At 60.4% G+C, this 13481-nt stretch carries 11 protein-coding genes; 8 read left to right on the top strand and 3 right to left on the bottom strand.

The genetic code is table 11. The features are described from left to right. The first annotated feature begins 80 nt into the window (after window positions 1-80). From aroF to serC, 3 genes are all read left to right on the top strand, one after another. On the top strand, window positions 81-1142 hold the full coding sequence (gene aroF, locus NYE40_RS18155; protein WP_028599237.1) for a 3-deoxy-7-phosphoheptulonate synthase: 1062 nt from the start codon (window positions 81-83) through the stop codon (window positions 1140-1142). 332 nt (window positions 1143-1474) lie between these two features. Continuing rightward, the gene (gene glnA / locus NYE40_RS18150) at window positions 1475-2899 is read left to right on the top strand and encodes a type I glutamate--ammonia ligase (RefSeq protein ID WP_028599236.1); all 1425 of its coding nucleotides are present in this window, start codon (window positions 1475-1477) and stop codon (window positions 2897-2899) included. A gap of 220 nt (window positions 2900-3119) precedes the next feature. Beyond that, window positions 3120-4208: a 3-phosphoserine/phosphohydroxythreonine transaminase gene (serC, locus tag NYE40_RS18145; RefSeq protein ID WP_153784118.1), complete on the top strand. Its 1089-nt coding sequence runs from the start codon at window positions 3120-3122 to the stop codon at window positions 4206-4208. Window positions 4209-4338: 130 nt separating this feature from the next. On the opposite strand, the gene NYE40_RS18140 is transcribed toward serC, so the two are convergent. Beyond that, complete coding sequence (locus NYE40_RS18140) at window positions 4339-5064, bottom strand: response regulator transcription factor (protein ID WP_028599234.1); 726 nt, start codon at window positions 5062-5064, stop codon at window positions 4339-4341. A gap of 116 nt (window positions 5065-5180) precedes the next feature. Between NYE40_RS18140 and trmL the strand changes: the two genes are divergently transcribed. Then, window positions 5181-5645, top strand: coding sequence for a tRNA (uridine(34)/cytosine(34)/5-carboxymethylaminomethyluridine(34)-2'-O)-methyltransferase TrmL (trmL, locus tag NYE40_RS18135; protein WP_028599233.1), 465 nt, complete (start codon window positions 5181-5183; stop codon window positions 5643-5645). Window positions 5646-5856: 211 nt separating this feature from the next. Next, window positions 5857-6105 (top strand): AbrB/MazE/SpoVT family DNA-binding domain-containing protein, encoded by a 249-nt coding sequence (locus NYE40_RS18130; RefSeq protein WP_028599232.1) that lies wholly within the window; start codon window positions 5857-5859, stop codon window positions 6103-6105. A 290-nt stretch (window positions 6106-6395) separates the two neighbouring features. On the opposite strand, the gene NYE40_RS18125 is transcribed toward NYE40_RS18130, so the two are convergent. Together NYE40_RS18125 and NYE40_RS18120 are read right to left on the bottom strand one after the other, a co-directional pair. Further along, complete coding sequence (locus NYE40_RS18125; protein WP_028599231.1) at window positions 6396-7988, bottom strand: helix-turn-helix domain-containing protein; 1593 nt, start codon at window positions 7986-7988, stop codon at window positions 6396-6398. Next, window positions 7985-9835, bottom strand: a complete 1851-nt coding sequence (locus NYE40_RS18120; RefSeq protein WP_052333316.1) for a sensor histidine kinase — start codon at window positions 9833-9835, stop codon at window positions 7985-7987. The genes NYE40_RS18125 and NYE40_RS18120 overlap by 4 nt, the downstream gene beginning before the upstream one ends. A gap of 223 nt (window positions 9836-10058) precedes the next feature. On the opposite strand from NYE40_RS18120, the gene NYE40_RS18115 reads away from it, so the two are divergent. The 3 genes from NYE40_RS18115 to NYE40_RS18105 all read left to right on the top strand — a co-directional run bounded on the left by NYE40_RS18115 (window position 10059) and on the right by NYE40_RS18105 (window position 13290). Next, a complete protein-coding gene (locus tag NYE40_RS18115) occupies window positions 10059-10940 on the top strand; it encodes a sugar ABC transporter permease (protein ID WP_028599230.1) in 882 nt (293 codons plus the stop codon). After that, window positions 10940-11770 carry a carbohydrate ABC transporter permease gene (locus NYE40_RS18110; protein ID WP_028599229.1) on the top strand — a complete coding sequence of 277 codons (831 nt, stop codon included), beginning with the start codon at window positions 10940-10942 and terminating at the stop codon, window positions 11768-11770. Before NYE40_RS18115 ends, NYE40_RS18110 begins: the two co-directional genes overlap by 1 nt. Before the next feature lie 218 nt (window positions 11771-11988). Then, entirely contained in the window at window positions 11989-13290 is a 1302-nt protein-coding gene (locus NYE40_RS18105; protein WP_043111412.1) for an ABC transporter substrate-binding protein, read from the top strand. The last annotated feature ends 191 nt before the right edge of the window (window positions 13291-13481 follow it).

Genomic DNA, 13481 nt, shown 5'->3' with positions numbered 1-13481 from the left:
GCTTAAAAGCGAACAAGTGCGAAAGTCTTGTCCGAATGCATAGCGCCACCTTATCCGAACCCCGAAGGAGAGAACCATCCATGATCGTCATCACTCAGCCATCCGTCACCGACGAGCGCATCGCCGAGATTGTCGCCCAGATCGAGCAGGCCGGCGTCACGGCCCATGTGTCGAGAGGAACGGACCGCACCGTCATCGGCATCATCGGCCAGGCCGCGCCGACGCTCGCCGAGCATCTGCGCCAGCTCAAGGGCGTCGAGAACGTCATCAAGATCTCCAAGTCCTACAAGCTTGCGAGCCGCGACTTCCATCCGGAGGATACGGTCATCGACATCAAGGGCGTCCGCATCGGCGGGGACAATCTGGTCATCATGGGCGGTCCGTGCGCCGTGGAGTCGGCGGCCCAGATCGACGAGATCGCCCGCCTCGTCAAGGCGGCCGGAGGCCAGGTGCTGCGCGGAGGCGCGTTCAAGCCGCGTACGGGGCCGTACAGCTTCCAGGGCGTCGGCGTCGAAGGACTGCAGATGATGCGCGAGGCGGGCGAGAAGCACGGCCTGCTCACGATCACCGAGGTGATGACGCCGGAGTACGTGGACATCTGCGCGGAGCATGCCGACATCCTGCAGGTCGGCACGCGCAACATGCAGAACTTCGACCTGCTGCGCAAGCTCGGCACGATCCAGACGCCGGTGCTGCTCAAGCGCGGCTTCAGCAGCACCTACGACGAATTCCTCAACGCGGCCGAGTACATCCTCGCCGGAGGCAATCCCAACGTCATGCTGTGCGAGCGCGGCATCCGCACGTTCGAGACGTACACACGCAATACGCTCGACCTGTCGGCGATTCCGGTGCTGCAAGGGCTGAGCCATCTGCCCGTCATCTCCGATCCGAGCCACGGCACGGGGCGGCGCGAGCTCGTCGAGCCGATGGCCAAGGCGTCGGTCGCCGCCGGCGCGAACGGGCTCATCATCGAGATGCATACCGATCCGGACAACTCGATGACCGGAGACGGCGTCCAGTCGCTCTTCCCCGACCAGTTCGCCGGCCTGCTCAAGGATCTCGAGCGCCTCGCCCCGATCGTCGGCAAGAAATTTGACACGAAAAAGGAGCAGCCCGAGGCGTTCGCCGTCTGGCAGCGCTGAACGGAGCTTTTCGAGGAGAGAGAAAGAAAGCGTTTTCGCATAAATATGTAGAGAGACGAATAACGACAGGCTCCGCATTCGCTCCTATTGTTCGTGAACATCCGTAAAACCTTGGATTCTCAGGGATTTACGGATGTTCGTGCGGAAAGGCGGTTCGCAATGTGAATATTGTATAAATGTTGTGAGTAATGCTTACACTTGTGCCAAAAATACCTTACATAGCTATTGACGGTGTTAATCGAGAGTTTTATAATTACTTCAAGGTTTAGGGTCAAAGTTGAACAATTTGGGCTCCAATCAATGCTAACGTTCGGAAATGGAGGAAATTTCAGATGTCAGTTCAAGGTGTTTTGGACAAAATCAAAGAAAACAGCATCCAGTTTGTCGATTTCCGTTTTGTGGATCTTGCCGGCCGCGCTCACCACATCACCCTTCCTGCGACGGAAGTGGATGGTGACACGTTCGTCAACGGCGTAGCGTTCGACGGTTCCTCGATTCCGGGCTTCCGCGGCATCGAAGAGTCCGACATGGTCATGATGCCGGATACGGAAGCCGTCTTCATCGATCCTTTCACGGACCATCCGACGCTCAACGTGATGTGCAACATCCACACGCCTGACGGCGAGCGCTACGATCGCGATCCGCGCAGCATCGCCCAAAAAGCGGAAGAATACCTCCAATCCTCCGGCGTTGGCACGGCGGCATTCTTTGCCCCAGAGTCCGAATTCTTCATCTTTGACGACGTGCGCTACGAGAGCTCCATGAACACCTCCTTCTACTCGGTCGACTCCGAGGAAGCGGCTTGGAACACGAACCGCAAGGAAGAGGGCGGAAACCTCGGCTTCAAGGTCGGCGTAAAAGGCGGCTACGTGCCGGTGGCGCCGGTCGACTCCCAGCAGGACATCCGCAGCGAGATGGTCCGCCTGATGCAAGAAGCGGGCCTGCGCGTCGAGCGCCATCACCACGAAGTGGCGACGGCCGGCCAAGCGGAAATCAACTTCCGCTTCGACACGCTGACCAAAACGGCTGACAACCTGCTGCTGTACAAATACCTCGTGCACAACACGGCTCGCCAGTACGGCAAGGTCGCGACGTTCATGCCGAAGCCGCTCTTCGGCGACAACGGCAGCGGCATGCACGTCCACCAGTCGATCTTCAACGGCGACAGCCCGCTGTTCTACGAAAAAGGCGCTTATGCCAACCTGAGCCAGATGGCGCTGCACTACATCGGCGGCATCCTGCACCACGCTCCGGCGCTGATCGCCCTGACGAACCCGAGCACGAACTCCTTCAAGCGCCTGGTTCCAGGCTACGAAGCTCCGGTCAACCTCGTGTTCTCCAAAGGCAACCGTTCCGCCGCGGTGCGCATTCCGGTCGCAGCGGTCACGCCGAAAGGCTGCCGCATCGAGTTCCGCACGCCGGACTCCACGGCCAACCCGTACCTCGCGTTCGCCGCGATGCTGCTTGCCGGCCTGGACGGCATCCAGCGCAAGATCGACCCGACGGCTCTCGGCTACGGTCCGTACGACAAAAACATCTACGAGCTGTCCGACGAAGAGAAAAAAGAGATCCGCAGCGTTCCTGGAACGCTGGACGAGGCTCTGGACGCTCTCGAGGCCGACTCCGCGTTCCTCACCGAAAGCGGCGTCTTCAGCCAGGACTTCATCGACAACTATGTGGCCTTCAAGCGTCAAGAAGCCAAAGCCGTCGCGATCCGTGTCCATCCGCACGAGTACGGCCTCTACTTCGACTGCTAGTCGGAACGCACTCATACCTTCAAGGCTCCCTGGTTCAGGGAGCCTTGTTTTCATGCGAGGAGCGGCGAGGCATAGTTCTAGCCTAAATCCGAATAATGTCGGGTCTTTTCCCGGTCAGCATTCGCGAATTTGCCCTTGAAGGATGAACTCAAACTTGTTAAGATACTCATAACTTTACTGGAGCGTTTCGTTCCAGCGACAGAGACAGGGGTGCGAGAGCGTGACGAAGAGAGCCTACAATTTCAATGCCGGTCCGGCGGCGCTGCCGCTTGAAGTGCTGCGGCAGGCACAGGAGCAGTTCGTCGACTACAACGGAGCGGGCATGTCCATCATGGAGATGTCCCACCGCAGCAAGGCGTTCGAGGGCGTCAACGACAACACGGAACGCCTCGTGCGCGAGCTGTTCGGCGTGCCGGACGGCTACAGCGTCATGCTGCTCCAGGGCGGAGCGAGCACCCAGTTCGCGATGGTGCCGATGAACCTGCTTGCGGACGGCAAGACGGCCGCCTACGTAAACAGCGGCAGCTGGGCCAAAAAAGCGATCAAGGAAGCGAAGCTGATCGGAGAGACGCGCGTCGTCGCCACGTCCGAGGGCGCGCGCTTCACCCGCATGCCGGACCTCGCCTCGGTGGAGCTGCCGGACAATGCGGCCTACCTGCATCTGACGTCCAACGAGACGATCGAGGGCACCCAGCTCGCTTCCTTCCCGAGCACGGGAGCGGTTCCTCTCATCGCGGACATGTCGAGCGACATCATGTCGCGTCCGCTCGACATCGCCTCGTTCGGCATGATCTATGCCGGCGCGCAGAAGAACCTCGGCCCGTCCGGCGTCACGCTCGTCATCGCCCGCGACGACCTGCTGGAGCCGAGCCGTCCCGGCGTGCCGACGATGCTCCGCTACGATACGCATGCCAAGTCCAAGTCGCTGTACAATACGCCGCCTTCCTTTGCGGTCTACATGGTCGGCCTCGTGCTGGAGTGGATCCGCGGCAAGGGCGGGCTGGCCGAGATCGACCGCCTCAACCGCGAGAAGACGGGCCTCATCTACAGCGCCATCGACGGCAGCGGCGGGTTCTATCGCGGCGTAGCGGAGTCCGGCAGCCGCTCGCTCATGAACGTCACGTTCCGCTTGACGAGCGAGGAGCTGGAGAAGAAGTTCATCCAGGAGTCCGAGCGGGCCGGCTTCGTCGGCCTCAAGGGCCATCGCGACGTCGGCGGCCTGCGGGCTTCGACCTACAACGCGGTGCCGCTCGAGAGCTGCCGGGCGCTTGCCGAGTTCATGGCCGAATTCCAGCGTAAAAACGGCTGAAGCGGAACGCGCCGCTTGGCCTGAAGCAGCAGCGCCCTTGCCGGAGATGCCGGCAAGGGCGCTGCTTTTTGGGGCGAGAAGGCGGGGAGCGATGCCCTTGAGCAGGTTGGCGAGCACGCTCTAGCACGCTCTAGGCCAGCGCGCTCCTCCGATCGTTCGGTCCGGGGCCGGTGAGCTTGTATCCGACGTTGCGCACGGTCATAATGAATTCCGGGGAACGGGCGCTGCGCTCGATCTTGTCCCGCAGATGGCTGATATGCACGTCGACGATGCGGGTATCGCCGAGGAAGTGGTAGTCCCACACGCCCTGGAGCAGCTGCTGGCGGCTCAGCACCTTGCCGCGGTGCCGGCAAAGGAAGGCGAGCAGCTCGAATTCCTTCGGGGTCAGCTCGATCGCGGCGCCGTTCAAGTGAACCTCGCGGCGGCCGAGATCGACGCGCAGCGGGCCAATCTCGTAATGGATCTCTTCCATCTGTCCGGGCTGCGCCTGCACGCGCCGCAGGACGGCCTGAATCCGCGAGATCAGCTCCTGCGGACTGAACGGCTTGGTCATGTAATCGTCCGCGCCGTTGTCGAGCCCGGCGATGCGGTCGGTGACGTCCTGCATCGCCGTCAGCATGACGATCGGAACGGCGTTGCCGCGCCGGCGCAGCTCGCGGCATACCTCGATGCCGTCCATCTTGGGCAGCATCAGGTCGAGCACGATCAGATCGGGGCGGAACGGCTTGAGCATATCGAACACGGCCAAGCCGTCGTGGACGGAGCGGACTTCAAAGCCGGCAAGGTTGAGATTGAATTCCAGAAGCATGGAGATGGAAGGCTCGTCATCAACAATGAGAACTTTTTTTTTCGTCACCTTGGTCGGTCTCCTTTTCCAGGTTCTTTAATTCAGAATAAAGCGTTACCTTCAGAAAGGAATTAATGGCGCGTAAAAGGAATGTAAAAGCGTAAACGAAAGGATGCATGAAAGCCATGGCTTTTCATATCGTACTCGTCGAGCCGGAGATTCCGGCCAATACCGGCAATATCGCCCGCACCTGCGCGGCGACAGGCGCTCATCTGCATCTCGTCCGCCCGCTGGGCTTCCAGACGGACGACCGGACGCTGAAGCGCGCCGGCCTCGACTACTGGCACGCGGTCCGCGTATCCTACTACGATTCGTTCCAGGAGGTGCAAGAGCGGTTCCCGGAAGGGCGCTTCTTCTTCGCCTCGACCAAGGCGAGCCATCGCTATGATAAGGTCGCATATCGCGACGGTGATCTGCTCGTATTCGGCAAGGAGACGAAGGGGTTGCCGCCGGAGCTGATCGAGGCCAACCGCGAGACGGCGATCCGCATGCCGATGACGGGCGACGTGAGATCGATGAATCTGTCCAATTCAGCGGCTGTCATTTTGTTCGAGGCGCTGCGCCAGAACGGGTTTCCGGGGATGGACTGAGCTTCGGAGCCGGAATCCGCTTTTCGGACCATCCAAACGAAGTCCATTTTGCCAAGAGTTGGACTATATTAAGAAATAAGGCGATTGCGGAAGGATTCTGATCGCGCAAAGCGAACAACAGGGGAATAGACATCCAATAGCCCTGAGACTGCAAGGTCCGCCGAGGGTTGGTTGTGACTAGATTTTCAGACATAAGGAGAGAATACAACCGATGAAACCGGCCGGAGTCGTGCGCAAAGTCGATCAGCTGGGACGAATCGTCCTGCCCAAATCGCTGCGCAAACGCTATCAAATGAATGAAGGCGATCCCGTGGAGATCCTCGTGCAAGGGGATCACATCATTCTCGAGCGCTATCGTCCCCGCTGCGTCTTTTGCGGATCGATGGAAGAGGTAAGGGAGTTCAAGGAACGGTTCCTGTGCGCGGAGTGCATGGGACAGATGCAGCAGCTGCGACGCTGAGCCGTTGCAGAGGCGGAGCACGCGCAAGAAAAAGGCCAGGCTGGCCGGAGAGATCCGGGCCGCCTGGCCTTTGTTGTTCGTCGTTTTGCAGTGCCGAGCCTAAGCCTTTTTAAAGGCCTTTGGTCTTGTCGTCGTTGTACGCCGCGGTAAGCATCGCCGTCAGGAAGAGCAGCGAGACCAGCACGACCACGATAAACGGTAAGGACATATGTAGCACCTCCGTACGAATTGTCTTCATTATACCCAACTGGGGAAAAAAAGAAAACGATTCAAGTTGTGAACAGAATGTGTCAGTCGCGATGGCGGTATTGGCCCGGCGAGCAGCCGGAATGCTTCTTGAACACTTTGCTGAAATATTTCTCGTCCGTATAGCCGACCTGGGCGGCGACGTCGCTGACGCGCAGCTCCGACGAGGACAGCAGCTTGCGGGCCTTGTCCATGCGCAGGCTCTCGACATGCTCGCTCAGCGTCTGGCCGGTCTCCTGCTTGAAGCGCCGGCTCACATGCTCGCGGCTGAGGAAAAAGCGCGAAGCCAGCGCCTGCAAGCTCAAGTCTTCCTCCAAATGCGAAGCGATATACGAGCTCATCTCGTCGATGATGCTGCGTTCCTGGCGGATGCTGCGCAGCAGCGCGTCGAGCCAGTCGAGCAGCAGGAGGCGCCATTCCTTCTCCGTCTCGTCGAGCAGCAGCCGGCCCTGGTCGCTGAACACCAGCGGCAGCTCCTGGTCGCGCAGCGTATCGATCTCGTACTCCTGCTCGATGCGGCTGCGGATGACGCCCATCTGCGTCTCCCACGCGCGGACGGAGGCCGGCGTGACGACGCCGTGGCTGCGGACGAGGCGGAACCAATTGCCGAGCGCGGAGGTCGCCTCGGCGGCGTTGCGCACTTGAATCGACAGGCGCAGCGCGTCGCCGAGCGCCGACAGGTTCGGGAGCGCCGCGCCTGCCGCCGCCGGAATGCCGCCGCGATGGATGCGCAGCTCCGGCGTCAGCAGATTGCGCTGGGAGAGCGCGATCCGAGCTTGCTTGACGGACTGCCAGGCGGCGGACGCCCGCTCTTCCTTGCCGCCGATGCCGGCATGCAGCTCCGCCTTGAGCGTCATCGACACCGCCTCGATCAGCAGGCGGACGCGCTCCTCCAGCAGGTCGAAGCGGTCCCAGAACAGGGCGATCAGCTCGTCGGGCGCCTCGGAGCTGCGGAACGCGTAGCCGCAGCGCCACTCCGAGCGCAGCAGGTCGTTCAGCACGTTGACGATTGCAAAATCGAGCAGCTCCCGGTCGCCGCGGAAGCGGCGCAGCAGCTTGTCCGGGATCGGGTACAGGCTGAGCAGCACCGCTTGCATCGGCGCCTGGTCGGGAAAGCCGGAAAACTCGGCCTTCAGCTGCACGGCGGCCGCCTCGGCCTCCTGGGAGCCGGCGAGCAGCCGGCCGAACAGATGGCTCCAGTACACGGGCTTGTACTGGTTCAGCGCGATGCCGCTCTCGACCTGGCGCTGCTTTTCCCTCGTCTCGCTCCGATGCTCCTCGAGCGCGCGCTGCACCGCCTCGTTCAGCTGGTCGGGGTCGATCGGCTTCAAAATATAGTCTCGGCCGCCGTACTTCATCGTCTTGCGGACGTACTCGAAGTCGTTGTAGCCGCTGATGGCGATCACCTTGGCTTCCGGATGATGCGTGCTGGTCCACTCCATGAAGCGGATGCCGTCCGTGATCGGCATATGGATGTCGGTCAGGATGAGCATCGGATTGTGTTCATCCATGAGCATTTTGGCGGCTTCGCCGTTGTCCGCCTCGAGCACGCGCTCGAAGCCGAGTCCTTGCCAGTCGACAAGCAGCTTCGCCGCATCGCGCGCGTGGCTCTCGTCGTCGACGATCAATACGTTCATGGGGACACCTCGCTGGTCTGGGATGGAAGCTGATCGGGCAGCAGGAGCGTGACGGAGAAGCCGCCGAGCGGCTCCAGTCCGGAATCGAGCCTCATCGAGGCTTCCTCGCCGCAGTGAAGGGCGAGCCGCGCCGCGACGTTGGCGAGTCCGATGTGCTCGCCGATCGAGGCGCTCTCGTCATCGACGCCGAGCAGGCTCGCGCGCAGCGCCTGCAGCCGCTCCGGCTTGACGCCGGGACCGTTGTCGGCGATCTCGATCCGGATCCGGCCGTCCTCGCGGAAGCAGCGGATCGATACATGGACTTCTCCGCCGGACGGATCGAAGGCATGCTTGAATACATTCTCTACGATCGGCTGGATGACCATGCGCGGCAGCGGCGCCTCGCCGACTCCTTCGTCCATCGCGATCTCGTAGGTGAGCTTGTCGTCGAAGCGATGGCGCTGCAGCTCCAGATAGGAGCGGGCATGGTCGATTTCCTGGGAAATAGCGACAAATTCCTCGGCCGTATTCATCGAGTACCGCATCATCTTGCCCAATTGCATGATGAGCTTGTACAGGTCGGGAACGCCGCGCTTGAGCGCGGTCGTGCCGATCGACTGCAGCGCGTTGTACAGGAAATGCGGATGCACCTGCGCCTGAAGCGCCTTGAGCTGGTTCGTCTTGTTGGCCAGCTCGAGCTTGTACTCGCGCAGGACGAGGTTGTTGATCGTCTCCATCATCATGCGGAACCGCCGGGCGAGCTGGCCGATCTCGTCGGCCTGGCCGAGATGGATGTCGGTCTGCAGCTGGCCGGACTGGATCTGGCTGACGTAGCCGGTCAGCCGCTTGATCGGGCCGGTGATCCAGAACGAGATGAACAGCGCGGCGGCTGCGACGATGAGCAGCGAGCCGATCAGCACGCCGGTATTGACCTGCGTCACTTGATTCGTCGCCCTTCTCAGCACGGAGTCGGGAATGCGCTTGACGAGCGTCCAGTTGCTGTCCCCCGCCTCGATCTGCTCGTAGATGAACACCGCTTCGTGATCGCCGCCGCCGAGCCGCGTCGAGCGGGCTCCGCCCGGAGCGTCGTGGCCATCCGGCAGCGACGACTGCTCGAGCAGCTCCTGCGCCCACTCGGCATCGAGCTTGAGGCCGAACCGGTCGGAATCGGGACCGTAGATGATGACGCCGGACGGATCGAGCAGGTACACCTCCTCGCCTTGGTCGCGCTGATACAGCTGATCGCAGATCGAGATGATCATCTCGGGCGTGATGTCGAGCGAGAGCGTGCCGATCTGTTTGTCGCTCGGAATTTGCAGGATCGGACGGATGACGGTGATGACGCGCTTCGAGAGGAACGGCGGCGCGGCGCTGATGTTGTAGTTGGTGCTCATATGCAGCGGCCGGATCGAATAGGCGACCCCTTCCGGCAGCGACGTGCCGGGAGCGTTGACGATCTGCTCCATCCGCTTGTACTGGCCCTTGGAGTACAGGTAGCCGCGTTCGGCAAGCGGAGAGTGGAGGTACACCTGGTAGATTTCCTTGACCGACGACGACATGAGCTGCAGGCTGACGAAGATCTGGTTGTCCGTCAGATAGTCGCTCCGTCCGGTCTCGAGCGTGCGGTACAAGGTCGTGTCGGAATAAGGCGCGAGCGAGGTCTGGAAAAAGGAACGGAAATAGTTGTCCAGATTCGTCTTCCCCTGGTAGAGCAGATTGGAATTTTGCCGGATCGTGTCTTCCTCGACGAAGCGGGCCGTCCGCGTATTCGTAATCGTGATGGAGACGAGCATCGGAATGCCGATCGCCAGCAGCAGGAAGACGGCCAGCTTGGTCCGGATGCTGCGCCTCACCCAGTAAAATTTCACGGCAGAGCGCTCCTTTGCCTGCCTTCCGGTCGGGAAGGGCTATCGTTCGATTATAGCGGCAAGCGGCTGCAGCATCAATATTTTACACCTTTCCCGTCATCATCCTCGGTGGGAGGAGGGTCCTTCCGCCTTTATACTTAAGGATAATCAGGCAAGCGGTGGGCATATTTCGACATTCTGCAGGCCAAACTGACTACGATTCAAGCGAAAGGGGAGATACGGGATGAAAAGCAGCGGATGGTCCAAATCATGGATCCAGCAGATCGTCTTCACGGGCCCGGTCACGCTCGCGTTCGCGATCATTGTTGCGCTTCCCTTCTTTATGGGCATGTACTACTCGTTCTTCGAGTGGAACGGCGTGTCCGACAACGCCGAATTCATCGGCCTGAGCAACTTCATCAACATTTTCAGCGATCAGACCTTTTTGAGCTCGTTCGCCTTCACGGCGCGGTTCACGGTCGCCGCGGTCATCCTCTCCAACCTCGTCGGCTTCCTGCTGGCGCTGCTGCTCGTGCAGCCTCTCAAGTCGCGGAACGTGCTGCGCACGATCTTCTTCATGCCGAACGTCATCGGCGGCTTGCTGCTCGGCTTCATCTGGCAGTTCATCTTCGTCAAAGGCTTCGCGGCCGTCGGCGAAAAGACAGGCTGGGCGCTGTTCAACCTGCCTTGGCTCGGCGACGAGACGACCGCCTTCTGGGGCATCGTCATCGTGACGATCTGGAGCACCGCCGGCTATCTGATGGTCATCTACATCTCCGCGCTCATCAACGTGCCGCGCGAGCTGATCGAGGCGGCGTCGATCGACGGAGCGACCCCTTGGCAGCGGCTGCGCCACATTACGGTGCCGCTCATCATGCCGGCCGTCACGATCTCGCTGTTCCTCGCGCTCAGCTGGTCGTTCAAGTCGTTCGACATCATCCTGTCGCTGACCAAGGGCGGACCGTACAACTCGACGCAGTCCGTCGCGCTCAATATCTACAATGAAGCGTTCCAAAACAACAACTACGGTCTCGGCACGGCGAAGGCGCTGGTCTTCTTCATCGTCGTCGCGCTGATCTCGTCGGCGCAGGTATGGCTGACGAAACGCAAGGAGGTGCAGGTCTGATGGAAAACAGCCGCTATCGCTGGTCGACGATTATCCTGGAAATCGTCGCGGTGCTCATCGCGCTCGTGTTCCTCGTCCCGTTCTACTTCCTCGTCAGCAACTCGCTGAAAAAGTACGCGGACATCCTGCTCGACTCCGCCGCTCTGCCGAATCCGTGGACGTTCGACAACTTCACCCGCGCCTGGGAAATCATGAAGTTTCCGGCGTCGTTCATGAACTCGTTCCTCATCACGGTGACGAGCATCATCGGCCTGGCGATCATCTGCTCGATGTGCGCCTACCGGATGGTCCGCCATCCGTCCAAGTACAACAACATCCTGTTCATGGTGTTCGTCGCGGCGATGGTCATCCCGTTCCAGTCGATCATGATTCCGCTGATGAAGGTAGCGGCTACGTTCGGCCTGACGAACAGCATCTGGGGGCTGTGGGTGTGCTATATGGGCTTCGGCTCGTCGCTCACGATCTTCCTGTATCACGGCTTCGTCAAGTCGATTCCGGTCGAGATCGAGGAGTCGGCGACGGTCGACGGCTGCTCGCCTTACGGCGTGTTCTGGCGCATCGTCTTCCCGCTGCTCAAGCCGATGACGGCGACGATCATCATCCTGAACAGCCTTTGGATCTGGAACGACTTCCTGCTGCCGAACCTGATGCTCGGCGAGGCGAACCGGACGATCCCGCTCTCGACGTATTCCTTCTTCGGGCAGTACACGAAGCAGTGGGACTTGGCGCTCGCCGGCCTCGTCATGGGCGTGCTGCCGATCCTCGTGTTCTTCCTGACGCTGCAGCGTCATATCATCGAGGGCATTACGGCCGGCTCGGTGAAGGGCTGATCGGATCAAAGGAGCATAGCCGGACATTCCCCGAGGGGGAGGATGTTGACCCGCGCGAAAGCGAGGTCAATATCCTCCCCCTTTTGCCGCAATATCGTATGTGCCAACGTTTGCACAGAACGGGTATACTAAGGCCATAAACCAGAGACGCTTCCGCATCCGATGCCGAAACATTGGCATACTAAAGGGAGCAAGGATAGGAAAGGGGCTTGAAAAAGATGAAAAAGAGCTTGATGACCGCGGTATCCGCGGGCGTAGCCATCGCCATGCTGGCCGGCTGCAGCACGACGAACAACGGCGGTGCCGGCAACGAGGCGGCGGGCAATTCCGGAGGCGCCGGAAGCGGCGAGAAGGTGACGCTGAACATCTTCCAATTCAAGGTGGAGATCGCCGACGCGATGAACCGCCTCAAGGCCGATTACGAGAAGGAGCATCCGAACGTCACGCTGAACATCGAGACGATGGGCGGCGGCGCGGACTACGGCGCGGGCCTGAAGGCGAAATTCGCCTCCGGCCAGGAGCCTGATATTTTCAACAACGGCGGCAACGCCGATCTGACGACCTGGGTCGACAAGCTGGAGGATCTCAGCGGCGAGCCTTGGCAATCCGACGTTATCGATACGGCGAAGGAAGGCATCACCTCGGGCGGCAAAAACTACGGCCTGCCGATGGGCATCGAAGGCTACGGCCTGCTGTACAACAAGGATCTGTTCGCCAAAGCGGGCATCGATACGCCTCCGAAGACGCTCACCGAGCTGAAGGCGGCCGTCGAGAAGCTGAAGGCAGCCGACATTACTCCGTTCGCGAACGGCTATCAGGAGTGGTGGGTCCTCGGCAACCACACGTTCAACGTCGCGCTGGCGGATCAAGAGGACCCGGCCGCGTTCATCCAGTCAATGAACGAGAAGAAGGGCGATCTGGCGGGCAATAAAGTCGTCGGCGACTGGTTCAACCTGTTCGACCTGATGATCCAGAACAGCAACAAGAACCCGCTGACGACGGACTACAATACGCAGGTAACGCTGTTCGCGAGCGGCAAGGCGGCGATGATGCAGCAGGGCAACTGGACTCAGGTGCAGATCGACGGCATCACCCCGGACATGAACATCGGCGTGCTGCCGATGCCGATCGACGACAGCGAGAAAAGCGGCAACATCTTCGTCGGCGTGCCGAACTATTGGGTCGTGAACAAAAACGCCAAGAACAAGCAAGCCGCCAAGGACTTCCTCAACTGGCTGGCGACGAGCGAGACGGGCAAGCGCTACACGGTCGAGGAGTTCAAGTTCATTCCGGCGCTCAAGTCGATCGAGGTGACCGACGAGAAGGTGCTCGGCGCGATCGCGAACGACATCATGGCCTATTCCAAGGACGGCAAGACGTCCGGCTGGTACTTCAACCAGATGCCGGAAGGGCTGCCGCAGGAAGTCGGCGCGGAAATGCAGGCGTACGTCGCCGGCAAGTCGAGCAAGGAGCAGATGCTTAAAAACATTCAGACCAAGTGGGGCACGTTCGCGAAATAAGGCGGCAAGCCCGCAGGGGGAAGATATTGATCCGGAGATTCGGCATCAATATTTTCCCCCTTTTTGTTCAACATCCTCGGTGGTAGCGTTTGCATGACCGAAGGTATACTTGGATTGTTCCCAGGAGAATCTAAGGGAACATCAGCCAATATAGAACTCAGGGCGCTTGCAGGACGAACGAGGGTCATTAT

The organism is Paenibacillus sp. FSL W8-1187 (assembly GCF_037965485.1).
GTDB classification, from domain to species: Bacteria; Bacillota; Bacilli; order Paenibacillales; family Paenibacillaceae; genus Paenibacillus_O; species Paenibacillus_O pasadenensis.
Note: the sequence above shows the minus strand (reverse complement) of the source record. Positions and strands in the feature narration are given on the sequence as shown.